Genomic DNA, 17,088 nt, shown 5'->3' on the forward strand with positions numbered 1-17,088 from the left:
CCGTTACATCAAACGTTGGTAGAGATCACGGTAGGCTTGTGCTGCCACCTGCCAGCTAAAGTCCATCGCCATTGCCTGGCGCTGAACATAGCGCCAGAGCGAAGGACGGGACCACAACACAAACGCGCGCCGGATAGCCCGAAGCAGTGACCAGGCGTTGGCATCTTCAAAACTGAATCCACTGGCGATGCCGTCGGCCAGATTCTCCAGTGAGCTGTCATTCACGGTATCGGCCAGCCCGCCGGTGCGACGCACTAACGGCAACGTACCATACTTGAGGCCATAAAGTTGTGTCAGACCACAGGGCTCAAAGCGACTCGGCACCACAATCACGTCCGCGCCGCCGACAATGCGGTGTGAGAACGCTTCGTGATAGCCGATCTGCACGCCGACGCTGCCCGGATGCTCTGCCGCCGCCGCCAGGAAGCCCTGCTGCAGTTCAGCATCGCCCTGGCCCAGCAGCACCAGTTGACCGCCCTGCGCCAGCAAGCCGGGCAGCGCCTCCAGCACCAGGTCCAGCCCTTTCTGTTTGGTCAGACGGCTGATCACGCAGAACACCGGCGCTTTATCATCTACCTTCAGACCCATCGCCACCTGCAGCTGGCGTTTGTTCTCCGCTTTCGCTTCCAGCGTGTCGCGGTTATAACGCGCGCTGAGCAGCAGATCGTGCGCCGGATCCCAGATAGAGGGATCAACGCCGTTGAGAATGCCGCTAAGACGGCCTTCACGCATCCGCTGTGCCAGCAGGGTTTCCATGCCGTAAGCATATTCGGCAGAGGTAATTTCATGGGCGTAAGTCGGGCTGACCGCCGTGATATGGTCGGCGTAAAAAAGTCCCGCTTTCAGGAAGGAGATCTGACCGAAGAACTCCAGCCCGTGCATGTTAAAGAATGACCATGGCAGGCCAATCTCTTCCATGTGGTGCGCCATGAACAGACCCTGATACGCCAGGTTGTGCACGGTGAAGACCGATTTAGCCGGACGACCACGCGCTTCCAGATAGGCGCAGGTCAGGCCTGCATGCCAGTCATGGGCATGAACAATATCGGGACGCCACATCGCGTCCATGCCGCACGCCAGTTCACAGCCAACCCAGCCCAGCAGCGCAAAGCGCAGATAGTTGTCGACATACGCAAACTGCGATTCGTCATGGTAGGGACTACCCGGACGATCGTAGAGGCCGGGAGCATCAATCAAGTAGATGCCCACACCGTTAAATTCACCAAATAGCAGACGTACATGACCGGCAAATGTTTCTCGCTCTGTCACGACCTGGAGATCAGGTATGCCTTTGCGCAATGCGGGAAAAGCGGGCAGTAGTACCCGCGTATCCGTGCCGCCCGCAATTTGTGCCTGAGGTAATGCCCCGACTACATCAGCCAGTCCGCCCGTTTTTAGCAGCGGGAAAAGTTCCGAACAGACATGTAAAACCTGCATCCTCGACCTCATTAAGTTATCCGACACGCTCCGCGTGCCGATTGCGTAAGTTTCGCTTATCGCTTACAGCCCCGCTTTGGCCAGCCTGGCCAGCATGGCGCGGGTTACCAGTACGATGCCTTCATCCGAACGGTGAAACCGGCGACTGTCTTCATCCGGGTTTTCGCCAATGACCATGCCTTCCGGTAACTCGCAGGCACGATCAATGACGCAGCGACGCAGACGACACGATCGGCCCACTACCACATCAGGCAGCAGTACAGTTGAATCTATATTGCAAAAAGAGTTAACGCGTACCCGCGGGAACAGCACCGAATTGACCACCACTGAACCGGAGATGATGCAGCCCCCCGAGACCAGCGAGTTCATGGTCATCCCGTGACTGCCGGAACGATCCTGAACAAATTTGGCCGGCGGCAGCGGCTCCATGTGGGTACGAATCGGCCAGGTGACGTCATACATATCGAGTTCAGGCATCACCGATGCCAGGTCGAGATTGGCGCGCCAGTAGGCTTCCAGCGTCCCGACGTCGCGCCAGTAAGGCGGCGCATTGTCATCGTTCTGTACGCAGGAGAGCGCGAAGGAGTGCGCATAGCCTTCGCCGCTTGCCACGATTTTCGGCAGGATATCTTTGCCGAAGTCGTGGTTAGAGCCTGGCGTCTGCAGATCCTCTTCCAGCAGTTCATAGAGATAGTCTGCGTTGAAAACGTAGATCCCCATGCTGGCGAGCGCCTGGGTGTCATCACCCGGCATGGTGGGCGGTTTCGCGGGTTTCTCCACGAAGTCGATCACCATATTCTCTTCGTCCACCGCCATCACGCCAAACGCCGTGGCTTCATGCACCGGCACCGGTAAACAGGCGATGGTACATTTCGCCTCGTTGACCACGTGATCCAGCAGCATGCGTGAATAATCCATCTTATAAATGTGGTCCCCGGCAAGGATCACGATGTACTGCGCCTGATAGCGGCGAATCACATCAAGGTTTTGCGTCACGGCATCGGCCGTCCCGCGATACCACTGTTCGGTCGAAAATCGCTGCTGCGCTGGCAGCAAATCGACAAACTCATTCATCTCTTCATTGAAGATCGACCAGCCACGCTGGATGTGCTGAGTCAGGGTATGAGACTGATACTGAGTAATCACGCCAATCCGTCGGATACCGGAGTTGACGCAGTTGGAGAGGGCAAAGTCGATAATGCGGAACTTGCCGCCGAAATGCACCGCCGGTTTGGCACGTTTGGCCGTTAAATCGACCAGGCGCGTGCCGCGTCCGCCGGCGAGGATCAGAGCAACCGTCTGTGTAGGGAGCTGGCGGGCCAGCATCAGGTGATCTGTTCTATCTAACTTAACCATGTCTGACTCCTTATGATTGCTTTTGGAACACGCACACACCGTGTGCGGGACCATGCCAGACAGTTAGCAGGATGGGGTTGTCGTCCCCGGCGAAAGGAGGAAGGGCGCGCCATTCTCCGTCTGGTAACACGATGTCATTCACCGTATCCGTGGCGTTTATTGTTATTAACCAGCGGCCGGACAGCAGGATCTGCAATCTGTGCATCCCCTGTGCCCATTCATCGTGTTGCAGTGGCTGGCCACCGGCATTGAGCCACTGCACATTGCCGTCACCGTCCTGCCACCAGCGATCTGCGGTCAGCGCCGGAATGCGCTGGCGCAGCTCGATCAGTGCAGCGGTGAATCCGACTAATCCCTTCTCATCCGCCTGCCAGTCAAGCCAGCTCAGGGCGTTGTCCTGACAGTAAGCGTTGTTATTGCCACGCTGGGTGTGGCCGCGCTCATCGCCTGCCAGCAGCATCGGCGTGCCCTGTGACAGCAGCAGCGTCGTCAGCAGTGCCCGCACGCTGCGACGGCGACGTTCAATCACGTCGAAGCTGACGTTCAGCCCCTCTTTGCCGTGGTTGTGGCTGTAGTTATCGCCGTGACCATCACGGTTATCTTCCCCGTTCGCTTCGTTGTGTTTACGTTCGAAGCTCACCACATCCCACAGCGTAAAGCCGTCGTGGGCGGTGATCAGGTTAACCGTGGCGTGTGGCGACCGGTCATCATGCTGGTAGAGATCGCTGGAGGCGGCAAAGCGACGGACGAACTCGCCGTTGCTTATGTCGCCGTGCAGCCAGTAACGTCGCGCGGTGTCGCGAAACTGATCGTTCCATTCGGCAAACGGCGGCGGAAAACGGCCAACCTGATAGCCGTCAGGGCCGATATCCCAGGGTTCAGCAATCAGCTTGACCTGAGAGAGCAGCGGACAGGCGCGTATCGCCTCAAAAAATGGCGCATCACGCTGGTAATCCGGTGTGCGGCCCAGCACCGGCGCGAGGTCAAAGCGGAAGCCGTCGACGTGGCAGACCCGCACCCAGTAGCGCAGCGCCTCTAAAGCCCACGTCATCACCTGAGGATGATGAATATTCAGCGTGTTGCCGCAGCCGGTCCAGTTCTGATAATCGCCCTGCTCATCGAGCCAGTAGTAGCTGGCGTTGTCGATGCCGCGCATGGAGATTGTCGGGCCAATCTCATCCAGTTCAGCGGTGTGGTTGAACACCACATCCAGCAGCACTTCGATACCCGCGGCGTGCAGGTTTTTGACCGCCTGCTGAAACTCCTGCAACGGCGTCACGTCCGGCTGACCGGAGGCGTAACGGGGATCCACCGCCCAGAGCGCAAAGGGGTTATAGCCCCAGTAGTTGCTGAGGCCGAGCTGCAGCAGTCGCGGCTCGCTGGCGAAGTGCGCCACCGGCAGCAGCTCAAGGGTGGTAATCCCCAGACTGCGCAGGTAATTCACCATAACAGGATGACCGAGCGCCGCGTAAGTCCCGCGCAGCGTTTCCGGAATTTCCGGATGCTGCTGCGTCAGGCCGCGCACGTGGGCTTCGTAAATCACCGTGTTACCCCAGGGAATACCCGGTGCGACGTCGTCCTGCCAGTCAAAATCCTCCGCGACTACCCGTGACTTCGGCGCAATCGCCGCGTTGTCATGCGGATCGGGCTGCGCCTCGCCGCCATGAAACAGCGGGTCATCCGGTACATCGCCCTCAACCGCGCGGGCGCAGGGATCAACCAACAGCTTCGCCGGATTAAAACGGTGTCCCTGCTGCGGGGCCCAGGGACCATGCACCCGGTAGCCGTAGCGCTGTCCTGGCTTCAACGCCGGAACATAACCATGCCAGATATCCCCGCTGCGGCCAGGCAGGTCAAGACGCTGTTCTGCGCCCTGCTCATCAAACAGGCAGAGCTCTACGCGCCCGGCATGCTGTGAGAACAGGGTGAAGTTAACGCCTTTGCCATCGTAACTGGCACCCAGCGGTTCGGGATCTCCGGCAGTGATGGTCATTCAGCCTCCCGCACCAGCCATACCGTTGCCAGCGGCGGCAGATTGAGGCTCAGCGACTGCGGTCGCCCGTGGCTCTCCTGCTCATCGGTATGCACCCGATGGTTGCGCACGTCGCTGCCGTGATACTCATGCTGATCGGTGTTCAGCACTTCACGCCAGTAGCCAGGCTGGTTAACGCCAAAGCGATAGCCCGGACGCGGCACCGGCGTAAAGTTACTGACCACGATCACTTCGTTGCCTTCACGGTCACGACGGACAAAGGCGAAGACGGAGTGTTCCGCATCATTTACCACCAGCCACTCAAAGCCTGCCGGATCGAAGTCGAGCTGATGCAGCGGCGTGTAGTACTGATAGGTGTGGTTGAGATCGCGCACCAGACGGTGAACGCCGTGGTGCCAGTTGTCGTCCCCTTCCAGCAGATGCCAGTCAAGGCTGACATCGTGGTTCCACTCGCGACCCTGGGCAAATTCGTTGCCCATAAACAGCAGTTTCTTGCCGGGGAAGCCCCACATCCAGCCGTAGTAAGCACGCAGGTTGGCGAACTTCTGCCATGCATCGCCCGGCATACGATCGAGAATCGAGCGCTTACCGTGCACCACTTCGTCATGCGACAGCGGCAGCACAAAGTTTTCGGTGTAGTTGTACATCATGCCGAAGCTCATCAGATCGTGATGGTGCTTACGGTAGATGGGATCGACCTTCATGTAGTCGAGGGTGTCGTGCATCCAGCCCAGATTCCATTTGAACCAGAAGCCCAGCCCGCCGTCTTCGGTGGGACGCGTCACGCCAGGATAGTCTGTCGACTCTTCGGCCATGGTCACCGAACCGGATGCCACAGTGCCGAGCGTACGGTTGGTGTGACGCAGAAACTCAATCGCTTCCAGGTTTTCACGGCCGCCATACTGATTCGGCACCCATTCCCCTTCGCTGCGGCTGTAGTCGCGGTAGATCATCGACGCCACCGCATCCACACGCAGGCCATCAATGCCAAAGCGCTCCGTCCAGTAGAGCGCATTGCCCGACAGGTAGTTGCTCACTTCCCGGCGACCAAAGTTGTAGATCAGGGTATTCCAGTCCTGGTGAAAGCCTTCACGTGGGTCACTGTGCTCATAGAGCTCGGTGCCGTCGTATCTTGCCAGACCGAAATCGTCGCTGGGGAAGTGGCCCGGCACCCAGTCGAGCAGCACGTTGAGGCCCGCTTCATGGGCGGCGTCAATGAAGGCGCGGAACTCGTCACGGGTACCAAAACGTCGGGTCGGCGCATACATGCCCAGCGGCTGATAGCCCCAGCTGCCATCAAACGGATGTTCGTTGATCGGCAGCAGTTCGATATGGGTAAAGCCCATCTCTTTGACGTAGGGCACCAGCTGTTCAGCCAGCTCTTTGTAGCTCAGCCAGAAGTTGTTGTCGGTGTGACGACGCCAGGAGCCCAGATGCACTTCATAGATGGAGATCGGCGCGTCAAAGGCGTTGGCCGCCTTGCGCTCCGCTTTCATCTCAACCGGCTCCGGCAGACCACAGATCATCGACGCAGTCTGCGGACGCATCTGCGCCTCAAACGCGTACGGGTCCGCTTTGATGCGCAGTTCGCCATTGGCGTCGATGATTTCATACTTATAGAGCTGGCCATTGACCGCGCCCGGTACAAACAGCTCCCAGATGCCCAGCTCCTGACGCAGACGCATCGGATGACGGCGGCCATCCCAGAAGTTGAAATCGCCAACCACTGACACGCGACGGGCGTTGGGTGCCCATACGCAGAAGCGGGTGCCGAAGACGCCATCGATGACGTCACCGTGCGCGCCCAGCGTCTCATAAGGGCGCAGGTGCGTCCCTTCTGCCAGCAGCCACAGATCCATCTCCTGCAGCAGCGGACCAAAGCGATAGGCATCGTCTACCAGGTTTTGCTGGCCGTGCCAGTTCACCGCCAGCTGATAGCGGAACGGGTTTTTGCGGCGTGGAATAACGCCACTGAAGAAGCCACGTGCATCTTCACACACCAGCTGAGCCAGTTTGCGCCCGGTGGAGGTTTCAATGACCCACACTTCAAGCGCTTCGGGGAGCAATGCCCTGACTTCAAGGCCTTGCTGAGTTCGGTGCATCCCTAGTAACGAAAAAGGGTCGGCATAATTACCCGCAAACAGGGCATTGATCGCATCGCGATCGGGAAGCTCTGACATGACTTTCTTCCTGTGATAATTGGCAGCCGAAATGAACGCGACACAGCCTGTCGCGGTTCACCTGCGCTGCTCTTCATTGAGCCATACGTACAACGACAAAGAAGTCAGGCCATTCCGTGGGAAAAGTGTTTTTGCCGTGTACCACAACCATTTAATCCGGAAAGCACAAGAGTTACCTGTGGCACATCATGGTTAAATCATAGCTTGGTCACGGCACTTGCCATGGACTAAAGCAAAATAATCTTAACCGACCGGCAAAAAAGGGAAGTTGATCACTGAGTAAGCGAAACGGCAGATTGTTTCGTGTACGACAAAAACAAAAAAGGCCGGATAAACTGATGATTATGGTCATTTATGTTGCCTGGAGCGCCCCGACTGATGAAGCTGCATTTTTCACCGGAATGAAACAGAGCCTCTGCCACCGCCAAATCTCAGAGTTCAGGATCGCTGGGTGCAGAGGACGATTGAGAAAAGCTACCTGATAATGTGTTGTAAAGCGATGGTTAGCAGTATGTTTCTGACATGAAATGGATTGAGTCATAAAAAAGTTGAGAATTGAATCTGCTTCACGATCCTAAATTTTGCCCAAAATAGCCGTACATCTGTTTTTTACTTTGAATTAGCATGTAAATTCAAAAATTTTAGAAGTAAAGGACTGCTATGTCTTTACAAGGAAAGTTTGTCATAAACAATGCTGATTACTCTCCTCTGATTTTTCCGGGCTTAGGCACTTTTTTAGCGTTTTCTGGTAATGATATTTACCGTAATAAGGGTGGCTGCGGGATGATAATAAACAAAGGGCCATTACCTGCCGGACACTACTACATAGTCGACAGACCTTCTGGTAGTTGGGTCAATAGCGTCAGAGCATGGGCAATTGACGAAATAAAAAGTGCATTCAAATATCATGTTGATCATTCAGAATGGTTTGCCCTTTTCCGCGTTGATGGGATGATCGACGATAGCACCTTTTTTCGAGGAGTAACGCGAGGAGGCTTCAGGCTTCATCCCGGTCAGGTTTCAGAGGGCTGTATTACGCTGGCCTGGCAATCAGACTTCAACATGCTGAGAAATGCTCTATTAAGAACATCTAAAATCTCGGTTCCTGGCACAGACTTAAAAGCCTATGGCACCATTGAGGTAATCACTTATGGCGACACTTGCCCGTAGATTAGGAAAATTAGCCTTCTTCCTTCTTCTTTTACTTATCGTTGGTCGGGCTATGGGTGAGCCTTATAACTGGATTAATTATGATTTCGCTTTAAAGCTAGGCCATATTTTATATGGCTCCGGTGAAATTGGCGCAGAGGCAATAGATGATACGTATTTCTATATGAGTTTCCTCACTAATATAGTTATCACTGCGGCAATTTTTTTCATAACAATGAAGTTGATCAGAAAAGTAAGGTGATAATAGGATGCCAATTCCTGCTTACATGTGGCTCAAAGATGATGGCGGTGCTCATATTAAAGGTTCTGTTGATGTATGGGATCGTGATGGCAGCATTGAGATTGTTGGTTTCAGTCATGGACTGAACATTCCTGTAGATAGTGCTAACGGCAAGATAACCGGCAAGCGTTCACACTCACCGATGATGATTGAAAAGGAGTTTGATAGCTCCAGTCCATATCTTTATAAGGCGGTTGCTACGGGCCAGACGCTGCAAAGTGCGGAAATCCGCTGGTATAAAATCAATCATGCCGGGCAGGAAGAGTGTTACTTTGTCATGACTATTGAGGGGGTAAAGATCACTGGCGTGAATCCTGGCATGCCAAACGCTAAAATGTCCGGTAATGCGCAAATCAACCATATGGAATCAATATCCATGATGTATGACAAAATCACATGGCGTTATGTTGATGGAAATGTCCAGTATACCGATGACTGGAATATACGAGCATAGAACATCGGATAGAAATGCTTCACTGAAGGGCATGAATGTGTAAATAAACGAATAAAAATATAATAGCCTGAATTTATACTGACTACTACAACTCTAAAATGGCGTACCAGCATCATCGTACAGGTATTTTCTTCCAGAACGAGATTCGCATACATTACTTTCATTCTAAACATTTCCGAATGTAATGGCGCAACTATTTTTTTACGTCATTAACTCTGCAAGCACAGAGGGTTAACATACTAAAGAATGAATAAGTCATTCAATTTTGAACATTGTCACATTTCGAAAATGAAGCGGTAAAAGTTAGCAAAACATGATTGAAAACCAGACAAGTTAGTCGTATTAAAAAAAAGACATCAATTAAGATGTCTATGTGAATAAGGAAATTAAAAATGGCAAAACATTGGTCAGGGCAACCATGCCCTAAGACTGGAACTTATGGCCAGTATCACGATACTGACAATTCATACGCAGGAACTGCATATGATCGCCATGTGAAAAAAGATGATCCATTTCCGCCAAGCAAAAACAATCATCACTTCAAAGAAAAGTGATACTGAATAGAAAAAGCCCCTCGGGGCTTTTTCTTTTTTACCACCGTATTACATCCTTATTGACCACCGTACCATCATTCCCATCCCGTCATTTAAAATGCATTAGCGTCTAAAAAAGCCTGCATTGCGCATGCCTGATAAATGATGATTTTTGGGCGGTTAGGACCTTAATGAAAAGTGTTTGCAGATTCAGTCTGACGAACACAATTTCTAAGACACTATGTACTCCATTGAGCAGCGACAGAATGTGCATATTGCTGTGATGCAAGTCTCTGCCCAAAGCCATCCATCAAGCTCAAAAAACACACCATAAAACGCAAAGAATTTTTTGGCTGAAGTCAAAATTATCCATAGACTGGACTAACAACAAAAAACCCGTAACCATCAACAATGATTACGGGCTTTCATATAGCTATCAGACAGTTAATCGATCATCTTTGCCTAATCTGATCGGCATTGATCATAAATCCGGCCTTTGGCGATGTTTTCTGTTTAGCTGGTTAACAACCGCAGCATGCGACGTAGCGGTTCGGCTGCGCCCCATAACAGCTGGTCGCCCACTGTGAAGGCAGAGAGATATTCCGGCCCCATATTCAGTTTACGCAACCGGCCAACCGGCGTGGTCAGCGTACCGGTGACAGCGGCAGGCGTCAGTTCACGCATCGTCAGTTCGCGGTCATTCGGCACCACTTTGACCCACTCATTGTGAGAGGCCAGCAGCTGCTCAATTTCAGCCAGCGGCAGGTCGCGTTTCAGCTTCAGCGTAAAGGCCTGGCTGTGGCAGCGCAGTGCCCCGACGCGCACGCACAATCCATCCACCGGAATGACGTTACGGGTGGCGAGGATCTTGTTGGTCTCAGCCTGGCCTTTCCACTCTTCGCGGCTCTGACCGTTTTCCAGCTGTTTGTCGATCCACGGGATCAGGCTGCCCGCCAGCGGCACACCGAAGTTATCGGTCGGCAGAGTGCCGGAACGGGTGAAGTCGGTCACGCTACGCTCGATGTCGAGGATGGCGGAGGCCGGGTTCTGCAGCGCAGGCGCAACGTGATCGTGCAGCATGCCCATCTGGGTCAGTAGTTCACGCATGTGGCGCGCGCCGCCGCCAGAGGCCGCCTGATAGGTGGCAACCGAAGCCCACTCCACCAGGTCCTGAGCAAACAGGCCGCCCAGCGACATCAGCATCAGGCTGACGGTACAGTTACCGCCGACAAAGGTTTTGATCCCACTGTCGATGCCCTGGCGAATCACCGCATGGTTGACCGGATCGAGGATGATGATAGCATCATCTTTCATGCGCAGCGTGGAGGCCGCATCAATCCAGTATCCCTGCCAGCCGCTGGCGCGCAGCTTTGGATAGACGTCACTGGTGTAGTCGCCGCCCTGGCAGGTAATAATGATATCCAGCGCCCGCAGCGCCTCAATATCAAACGCATCCTGCAGTGTGCCCTGCTGTTTGCCCGCAAATGCGGGTGCCGCCTGACCATGCTGCGACGTCGAGAAGAAGACCGGATTGATTGCATCAAAATCACGCTCTTCACTCATGCGGGACATCAGCACAGAGCCGACCATACCGCGCCAACCAACAAAACCTACATTCTTCATGTCGTGTCCGTCTAAGGCAGTTACACCTGCTTTTCATTTCAGAGGAGAGAGCGGCGTGCTATTTTCACGCCGCTCTGCGTAATAATAAGATTTACCTGTGTCCCTTCACTCTACAAAATGCAGGCCGGGTAGCAAGTGAATTAATTCGATTACGCTAACTTTTTCAGCAGCGTAACTAATAACTCCGCTTTTTCGTGAACAACATGGCGTAAAACCGATGACTGAAATGATTTCAGCGACAATATTATTGTTGTTAATTATGGATCCGCTGGGCAATCTGCCGATTTTTATGTCGGTTTTAAAGCATCTGGAGCCGAAACGGCGGCGAGTGGTGCTGATCCGTGAAATGTTGATTGCCCTGATCATCATGCTGCTGTTCCTGTTTACCGGTGAACGCATCCTGGCGTTTTTGAATCTGCGCACTGAAACGGTGTCGATTTCCGGCGGGATCATCCTGTTTCTTATCGCCATTAAGATGATTTTCCCGTCGGCGGAAAGCAGCAGTTCTGGTTTACCGGCGGGTGAAGAGCCCTTCCTGGTGCCGCTGGCGATCCCACTGGTAGCCGGGCCATCGCTGCTGGCGACCTTGATGCTGCTGTCGCATCAATATCCGCATCAGATGTCGCACCTGGTCGGCGCGCTGCTGATCGCCTGGGGCGTGACGGTGGGTATTCTGCTGATGTCAGGTCTGTTCCTGCGGCTGCTGGGTGATAAAGGCGTGAATGCGCTGGAGCGGCTGATGGGATTAATACTGATTATGCTGGCCACACAGATGTTCCTGGACGGCATTCGGGCTTATCTGAAGTTATAAGCGCACCTTTGTCCTTTTGCCCTGACAGGCTGGCAGGCAGCCGCATTAATTCAGCCTGTTTATCACAAAGTTACGGCATTGAAATGAACAATATTATTTATATAATGAGGGTATTATTGCCCCTATTTTTTGGCGTGCTCTATCTGATAACAGGTTACGTCTCCCTTCAGGAAGTGCTGCAGTATGCCAACGGCGGCCATTCAGGAGTGATCACCGATATGCGCAGTTATCTGGTTGCCCCGCTACTCTGCGCGTTGCTCTGGCTGCTGGTTTATCTGGTAGCCTGGTGGGGGTTCAGAAAAATTGCCTTCCTGTCTGCGGCTAAAGAAACAGCCTTTCAGGCACTATTCTTTCTGGCAAATATACTCTGCTTGGCTGGCCTGACCGTATTATCCGTCTCGGGCCGGAAAGCGGCGTTGAATGACGTGCAGCTGATCCATGTTGACGTCACTGATTTTGCCTGGGTTTACTTACTTGCCGCCGCCATTACGCTGGTTGTTTTTGCAGTGATAAGAAGAAAATGGGCATGAACAGGCTGCTGCAGATTATCAAAAGCTGTCTGCTGCGTACGTTTAACTATGAGGGGCGCGAAGGAAGGACGAGCTATTTTATTTTCCTGCTGTTTCAGCTGGTCTGGTTCTGCAGTTATCTGCAATGGTTTACCGGGCCACAACATGAAATAGGCTTAATCGCGCTGCTGCTGTTTATTTTGCCTGTTTTTTCCTGCGGGGTGAGGAGAATAAATGACTCTGGCTATTCACGCGGCGTCATTGTCCTTTTGGTGGTGGCGCCTTATCTGCTGTTCCCTTTTTTACTCTTCCCCCGCTCGCGGGAAAAAAACCTGACGGACCGATAGCCCGTCGGGTTGGTCAGGAAAGCAGTGCGAAAGCAATCATACCTACGATAGCCCCGGTAGTGCCGAGAATGGTTTCCATCAGTGTCCAGGTCTTCAGCGTTTCCGCTTCGCTGGCCCCGGTGAAGCGACCAAACAGCCAGAACCCGGCATCGTTCACATGGCTGATAATGATTGAGCCACCGCCGATGCAGATCGATAGCGCCGCCAGCTGAGCGCCGCTGTAGTGCAACGGTTCAATCACCGGCATGATTAAGCCTACCGTGGTCAGACAGGCGACCGTTGCCGATCCCTGAATCACCCGCACCGCACCTGACAGGATAAAGCAGGCCAGCGCAATTGGCAGTCCTGCGCCGGTCAGCGCATTGCCCAGCACCGGACCCACGCCGGAGTCCACCAGCACCTGCTTAAACACGCCGCCCGCGCCAATCACCAGCAGGATAATACCGGCCGGTTGCAGCGCGCTGCCGCACACCTGCATTACCCGCTCTTTATCCATACCCTGACGGTAAGCCAGGCCATAAATCGCCACCAGCAGCGCCAGCAGGATTGCGGTGAAAGGATGGCCGATAAATTCCAGCCACTCATACAGGGTGGTGCCTTCGGTCGTGAAGCGTGCGCCGATGGTTTTCAGGCCAACCAGCACCAGCGGAAACAGAATCAGTGAGAGGCTGAAGCCAAACGACGGCAGCTTGCTCTCATCGACATCCGGTTGATGATCTTCCGGCGGCGCGCTGAACGAGACGTGGTTGCCAATGAAGTTGCCAAACAGTGGCCCGGCAATCAGCATGCCCGGGATCGCCGCACAGAGACCCAGCAGGATCATCCAGCCAAAATCTGCGTGCATCTGCGAAGCCAGCAGCATCGGGGCCGGTCCGGGCAGCAGAAACGCCGCCGCTGCGGCCACACCAGCAAACAGCGGGATCACCAGCTTCACCAGATTGCCGCCGGTACGCCGTGCCACCGCAAAAGCGATACTGATCAACAGCACGACTGCCACCTCAAAGAAGAGCGGCAGCGCGCAGATCAGACCGGCAATGCCCATCGCGTAATGGGCACGGCTCTGACCAAAGGTTTTCAGCATCCGGATGGCGATCTGATCAACTGCGCCGGTTTCATGCAGGATTTTGCCGAACATCGCGCCCAGCGCGACCACAATCGCGAGGAAGCCGAGCGTGCCGCCCATCCCCTTCTGCATGGTTTCAGCGATCTGATTCAGTGGCATGCCGGAGAACAGCCCGGCACCGATGGACACTAACATCAATGCGACGAAGGCGTGCATACGGGCCTTCATCACCAGGAAAAGCAGCAGCAGCACGGAGCCTGCTGCGGTTAAAACGAGTGTTGCGGTATTCATCTCTAACCCTGGCTGATAGCGTCCTGGATAGTCGCAACCGTAGCCGCCACCACATCGTCCAGTGAATGCGCGATATCCACCACCAGTACATCCGGCTCGTCCCGCCCTGGCTCTTCCAGCGTCGCAAACTGCGTTACCAGCATCTGCGGCTTGAAGAAGTGGCCTTTACGCGCTTTCAGGCGGGCTTCGATGGTGTCGAAATCGCCCTTCAGGTAGACGAAACGCAGATTGTCATTTCCCTGACGCAGGATGTCGCGATAACTTTTCTTCAGTGCTGAACAGACAATGATGGAAATCGCCTGGGTGCGCTGCATAGCAAACGCGGCGTCGTTCAGTGCCTGTAACCACGGCTGGCGATCGTTGTCATCCAGCGGATGACCATCGGCCATCTTCAGGATGTTGGCGCGGGGGTGGAGAAAATCACCGTCAAGAAAGGCTGTATTCAGTTGGTGAGAGACCTGATTGGCGACGGCAGACTTTCCGCTGCCTGAAACGCCCATCAGGATAAAAACGTGATGCGACGGGGATTGCGTTGTCATTTTTCTGCTCCGGCAGGTGAGAATTTGCCAATGTTACCGATAACAATGTCGTTTCTCATTCTCCTGGCCGCTTAACAGCCTGGCAACCTTTTTACCAGGAAATGCATGAAAGTGTGAGCTGACTCATAAAAACGCCACAATCAGATGCTGCCACCTTCACTGATCTCAAAACCAACATCCAGCGGCTGGCAGGTGCTGGTTTCTCCGGCAATGCGCGCCAGCAGCAGCGCCGCAGCTTCACGCCCCATGCGGTCGCGTGGCGTCAGCACTGTTGCCAGTTGTGGCGTGACAACCTGACTGATGTCATGGCCGTGGAAACCGGCTATCGCCATCTGAGAGGGCACCTGCAATCCCTGGCGCTGGCACTCAAACATCGCGCCGACCGCCAGATCGTCATTGGTACAGAACAGGCTATCTGTTTCGGGGTAAAGGCGCTGCGCCTCACGCAGCAGATCACAACCGGCGCTGAATGAAGAGGCATCTTCCATCATCACACTGCGTGGCGTCAGCCCCGCTTCGCGCATCGCGATTTCGTAACCGCGCTGCTTCTGCAGCGTACGTTCATCCAGGCGTGCGCCGAGGTAGACGGTATGACGATGACCTTTGCTGAGGATTGCCTGCGTCATCTGCCGGGCCGCTTCAACGTTATCGAAGCCTACCGCCATATCCAGGCAGGGCGTGACGCTGTCCATCACCTCAATCACCGGGATACCGGCCACTTCCAGCATGCGCAGCGTACCTGGTGTATGGGTGCGTTCGGTGAGGATAACCCCATCAATGTTCCAGCCCAGTAGCGAGCGCAGTTGCAGCTCCTCTTTTTGCGGGTTGTAACCAAAGTGGGCGACCAGCGTCTGATAGTTGGCTTCGTCGGTGACGGCTTCGATGCCGCGCAATACGTCAGCAAAAACCTGGTTTGTGAGTGACGGCAGCAGTACGCCAATGGCGCGGCTGGTGGCGTTAGAAAGCATATCGGGGGCGCGATTGGGGATATAACCCAGCTCATCCAGTGCCACCGCAATCTTATCCCGCAGGGCAACGGAGACCTGCTCTGGATTACGCAGGTAACGGCTGACGGTCATTTTAGTAATGCCGACGCGATCGGCAACGTCCTGTAATACCGGTCTTTTCTTCTTCATCGTAGCGCCTGGGATCGCCCTTAAAGCTAAAGTACGATGAGTCTATCACTTTTCTGTCACAAAATTGCCAACCGGGCGCGACGATGCGCGCCCGTTATCTGCTTAGACCGGTGGCAGATCAAACAGCAGGACTTCTGCAGCCGAGCTGGCTTCAATGGTCAGCGCGCTTTCGTCCCAGATCGCCAGGGCGTCGCTGGTGGTGATCGCGTTGCCGTTAACGGTAACATCACCTTTCACCACCTGAATCCAGATACGACGTCCCGCATCAATCGCGACATTGTCCTGTTCGCCGGCAGCCATTACCCAGCGCGATAAGGTCATGTCCTGAAAGACTTTCAGCGATCCTTCACGGGCATCCGGGCTTAACACCAGCTGACGCCCCTGCACATCCGGGAAGCGGCGCTGATCGTAGCGCGGCTCGATACCGGTACGCTCAGGAATGATCCAGATCTGATAAAGGTGCAGCGGCTCGCTTTCGCTGGCGTTGTACTCAGAGTGACGTACGCCGGTGCCGGCGCTCATAATCTGGAACTCCCCTGCCGGGATCTGCTCTTTGTTGCCCATGCTGTCCTGATGCTCAACCGTACCGGAGAGCACGTAGGTCAGGATTTCCATATCCTTGTGAGGATGGGTACCAAATCCCTGACCGCCATCAATCACATCTTCATTGATGACCCGCAGCGCGGAGAAACCCATAAAGTTCGCATCGTGATAGCTGGCGAAAGAGAATGTGTGCCAGCTATCCAGCCAGCCATGGTTTGCGTGACCGCGTTCTTCAGCTTTGCGTACATAGATCATGTTCAAATCTCCTCAATGTTTTTTATAGTCTGTCCCTGAGGGGGTCTGATTGATAGCTGAAAAACTTCACGCCTCTGTTCAAAATAGTTGAATGAGCATTGAGCAGTGGCTGAAAAGCACTGAAGAAGGGCAGGCAAAAAAAAGCCAGCGGATAAGCTGGCTAAATAATACTGGAAGCAATGTGAGCAATGTCGTGCTTTCTCAGGCTGTCGGGCGACCTCCCGAGAATGCATGACAATAATAATCATTATCATTCGCGTCTGTAAAGTCATTTTCACATTTTTTACCCTGATTAACGCGGTGAATACCTTGATGTTTAAAGGGTTTAATGCTGTGGCGGGTTTTAAATCGCGTCACAGCGTATTTTAACTCTGATCCCCTGAATGCAAAAAAGGCCCCTTCCGGGGTAATGCTGATCAGTTAAGATTAGATTTGTAAAGGCTGTCACGGTCAAACGTGGCGGCTTTTTTTCCGGGCGGGCCAGCCGCAGGGCGGGCCTGAGCACCTCTGCTGCTGCCGGGCCGTCCTCGCGCCGCTCACGCGGTACCTTCGGCTTTGACGTCGTGCC

Annotated in this window: 17 protein-coding genes; 7 read left to right on the forward strand and 10 right to left on the reverse strand. The window is 54.2% G+C overall.

Annotated elements, in window-relative coordinates; genetic code table 11:
- Nucleotides 1–3 precede the first annotated feature (3 nt).
- The 4 genes from glgA to glgB form a co-directional block, all read right to left on the reverse strand.
- Nucleotides 4–1,437, reverse strand: coding sequence for a glycogen synthase GlgA (glgA, locus tag NR195_RS20320; protein WP_010253243.1), 1,434 nt, complete (start codon nt 1,435–1,437; stop codon nt 4–6).
- A gap of 63 nt (nt 1,438–1,500) precedes the next feature.
- Nucleotides 1,501–2,793, reverse strand: coding sequence for a glucose-1-phosphate adenylyltransferase (gene glgC, locus NR195_RS20325; protein ID WP_010253246.1), 1,293 nt, complete (start codon nt 2,791–2,793; stop codon nt 1,501–1,503).
- Nucleotides 2,794–2,803: 10 nt separating this feature from the next.
- Entirely contained in the window at nt 2,804–4,786 is a 1,983-nt protein-coding gene (gene glgX, locus NR195_RS20330; RefSeq protein WP_050680528.1) for a glycogen debranching protein GlgX, read from the reverse strand.
- Nucleotides 4,783–6,966 (reverse strand): 1,4-alpha-glucan branching enzyme, encoded by a 2,184-nt coding sequence (gene glgB / locus NR195_RS20335; protein WP_010253252.1) that lies wholly within the window; start codon nt 6,964–6,966, stop codon nt 4,783–4,785. The genes glgX and glgB overlap by 4 nt, the downstream gene beginning before the upstream one ends.
- Before the next feature lie 660 nt (nt 6,967–7,626).
- Between glgB and NR195_RS20340 the strand changes: the two genes are divergently transcribed.
- From NR195_RS20340 to NR195_RS20355, 4 genes are all read left to right on the forward strand, one after another.
- A complete protein-coding gene (locus NR195_RS20340; protein WP_010253255.1) occupies nt 7,627–8,136 on the forward strand; it encodes a DUF2778 domain-containing protein in 510 nt (169 codons plus the stop codon).
- Entirely contained in the window at nt 8,117–8,377 is a 261-nt protein-coding gene (locus NR195_RS20345; RefSeq protein ID WP_010253258.1) for a hypothetical protein, read from the forward strand. The genes NR195_RS20340 and NR195_RS20345 overlap by 20 nt, the downstream gene beginning before the upstream one ends.
- 7 nt (nt 8,378–8,384) lie before the next feature.
- Nucleotides 8,385–8,870 carry a type VI secretion system tube protein TssD gene (locus NR195_RS20350; RefSeq protein ID WP_010253261.1) on the forward strand — a complete coding sequence of 162 codons (486 nt, stop codon included), beginning with the start codon at nt 8,385–8,387 and terminating at the stop codon, nt 8,868–8,870.
- A gap of 392 nt (nt 8,871–9,262) precedes the next feature.
- On the forward strand, nt 9,263–9,424 hold the full coding sequence (locus NR195_RS20355; RefSeq protein WP_164501699.1) for a hypothetical protein: 162 nt from the start codon (nt 9,263–9,265) through the stop codon (nt 9,422–9,424).
- A gap of 492 nt (nt 9,425–9,916) precedes the next feature.
- Here the strand turns inward: NR195_RS20355 and asd are convergent, their stop codons facing one another.
- Nucleotides 9,917–11,026, reverse strand: a complete 1,110-nt coding sequence (asd, locus tag NR195_RS20360; protein WP_010671542.1) for an aspartate-semialdehyde dehydrogenase — start codon at nt 11,024–11,026, stop codon at nt 9,917–9,919.
- Nucleotides 11,027–11,243: 217 nt separating this feature from the next.
- Here asd and NR195_RS20365 point away from each other — a divergent pair, with 217 nt between their 5' ends.
- From NR195_RS20365 to NR195_RS20375, 3 genes are all read left to right on the forward strand, one after another.
- Nucleotides 11,244–11,837 carry a YhgN family NAAT transporter gene (locus NR195_RS20365; RefSeq protein WP_003853054.1) on the forward strand — a complete coding sequence of 198 codons (594 nt, stop codon included), beginning with the start codon at nt 11,244–11,246 and terminating at the stop codon, nt 11,835–11,837.
- 83 nt (nt 11,838–11,920) lie between these two features.
- Nucleotides 11,921–12,367 (forward strand): hypothetical protein, encoded by a 447-nt coding sequence (locus NR195_RS20370; protein ID WP_256844858.1) that lies wholly within the window; start codon nt 11,921–11,923, stop codon nt 12,365–12,367.
- Nucleotides 12,364–12,693: a DUF805 domain-containing protein gene (locus tag NR195_RS20375; RefSeq protein ID WP_010671539.1), complete on the forward strand. Its 330-nt coding sequence runs from the start codon at nt 12,364–12,366 to the stop codon at nt 12,691–12,693. Before NR195_RS20370 ends, NR195_RS20375 begins: the two co-directional genes overlap by 4 nt.
- Nucleotides 12,694–12,706: 13 nt before the next feature.
- On the opposite strand, the gene gntU is transcribed toward NR195_RS20375, so the two are convergent.
- The 5 genes from gntU to NR195_RS20400 form a co-directional block, all read right to left on the reverse strand.
- Entirely contained in the window at nt 12,707–14,047 is a 1,341-nt protein-coding gene (gene gntU, locus NR195_RS20380) for a gluconate transporter (protein WP_033759040.1), read from the reverse strand.
- A 2-nt stretch (nt 14,048–14,049) separates the two neighbouring features.
- The gene (gene gntK, locus NR195_RS20385) at nt 14,050–14,586 is read right to left on the reverse strand and encodes a gluconokinase (protein ID WP_022624019.1); all 537 of its coding nucleotides are present in this window, start codon (nt 14,584–14,586) and stop codon (nt 14,050–14,052) included.
- Nucleotides 14,587–14,726: 140 nt separating this feature from the next.
- Complete coding sequence (gene gntR / locus NR195_RS20390; protein WP_010253274.1) at nt 14,727–15,722, reverse strand: gluconate operon transcriptional repressor GntR; 996 nt, start codon at nt 15,720–15,722, stop codon at nt 14,727–14,729.
- A gap of 102 nt (nt 15,723–15,824) precedes the next feature.
- Entirely contained in the window at nt 15,825–16,520 is a 696-nt protein-coding gene (locus tag NR195_RS20395; RefSeq protein ID WP_010671535.1) for a pirin family protein, read from the reverse strand.
- 343 nt (nt 16,521–16,863) lie between these two features.
- On the reverse strand, nt 16,864–17,088 hold a 225-nt coding region (locus NR195_RS20400), incomplete at its 5' end, for a hypothetical protein (RefSeq protein ID WP_256844859.1).

The sequence above is a fragment of the Pantoea sp. Ft-CA_14 genome, from assembly GCF_024520875.1.
In the GTDB taxonomy this organism is placed as follows: domain Bacteria; phylum Pseudomonadota; class Gammaproteobacteria; order Enterobacterales; family Enterobacteriaceae; genus Pantoea; species Pantoea agglomerans.

Bases quoted from the DNA above. Each gene is read 5' to 3' on its own strand.
- glgA (WP_010253243.1), bottom strand. From the start codon at position 1,437: ATGCAGGTTTTACATGTCTGTTCGGAACTTTTCCCGCTGCTAAAAACG.
- glgC (WP_010253246.1), bottom strand. From the start codon at position 2,793: ATGGTTAAGTTAGATAGAACAGATCACCTGATGCTGGCCCGCCAGCTC.
- glgX (WP_050680528.1), bottom strand. From the start codon at position 4,786: ATGACCATCACTGCCGGAGATCCCGAACCGCTGGGTGCCAGTTACGAT.
- glgB (WP_010253252.1), bottom strand. From the start codon at position 6,966: ATGTCAGAGCTTCCCGATCGCGATGCGATCAATGCCCTGTTTGCGGGT.
- NR195_RS20340 (WP_010253255.1), top strand. From the start codon at position 7,627: ATGTCTTTACAAGGAAAGTTTGTCATAAACAATGCTGATTACTCTCCT.
- NR195_RS20345 (WP_010253258.1), top strand. From the start codon at position 8,117: ATGGCGACACTTGCCCGTAGATTAGGAAAATTAGCCTTCTTCCTTCTT.
- NR195_RS20350 (WP_010253261.1), top strand. From the start codon at position 8,385: ATGCCAATTCCTGCTTACATGTGGCTCAAAGATGATGGCGGTGCTCAT.
- NR195_RS20355 (WP_164501699.1), top strand. From the start codon at position 9,263: ATGGCAAAACATTGGTCAGGGCAACCATGCCCTAAGACTGGAACTTAT.
- asd (WP_010671542.1), bottom strand. From the start codon at position 11,026: ATGAAGAATGTAGGTTTTGTTGGTTGGCGCGGTATGGTCGGCTCTGTG.
- NR195_RS20365 (WP_003853054.1), top strand. From the start codon at position 11,244: ATGACTGAAATGATTTCAGCGACAATATTATTGTTGTTAATTATGGAT.
- NR195_RS20370 (WP_256844858.1), top strand. From the start codon at position 11,921: ATGAACAATATTATTTATATAATGAGGGTATTATTGCCCCTATTTTTT.
- NR195_RS20375 (WP_010671539.1), top strand. From the start codon at position 12,364: ATGAACAGGCTGCTGCAGATTATCAAAAGCTGTCTGCTGCGTACGTTT.
- gntU (WP_033759040.1), bottom strand. From the start codon at position 14,047: ATGAATACCGCAACACTCGTTTTAACCGCAGCAGGCTCCGTGCTGCTG.
- gntK (WP_022624019.1), bottom strand. From the start codon at position 14,586: ATGACAACGCAATCCCCGTCGCATCACGTTTTTATCCTGATGGGCGTT.
- gntR (WP_010253274.1), bottom strand. From the start codon at position 15,722: ATGAAGAAGAAAAGACCGGTATTACAGGACGTTGCCGATCGCGTCGGC.
- NR195_RS20395 (WP_010671535.1), bottom strand. From the start codon at position 16,520: ATGATCTATGTACGCAAAGCTGAAGAACGCGGTCACGCAAACCATGGC.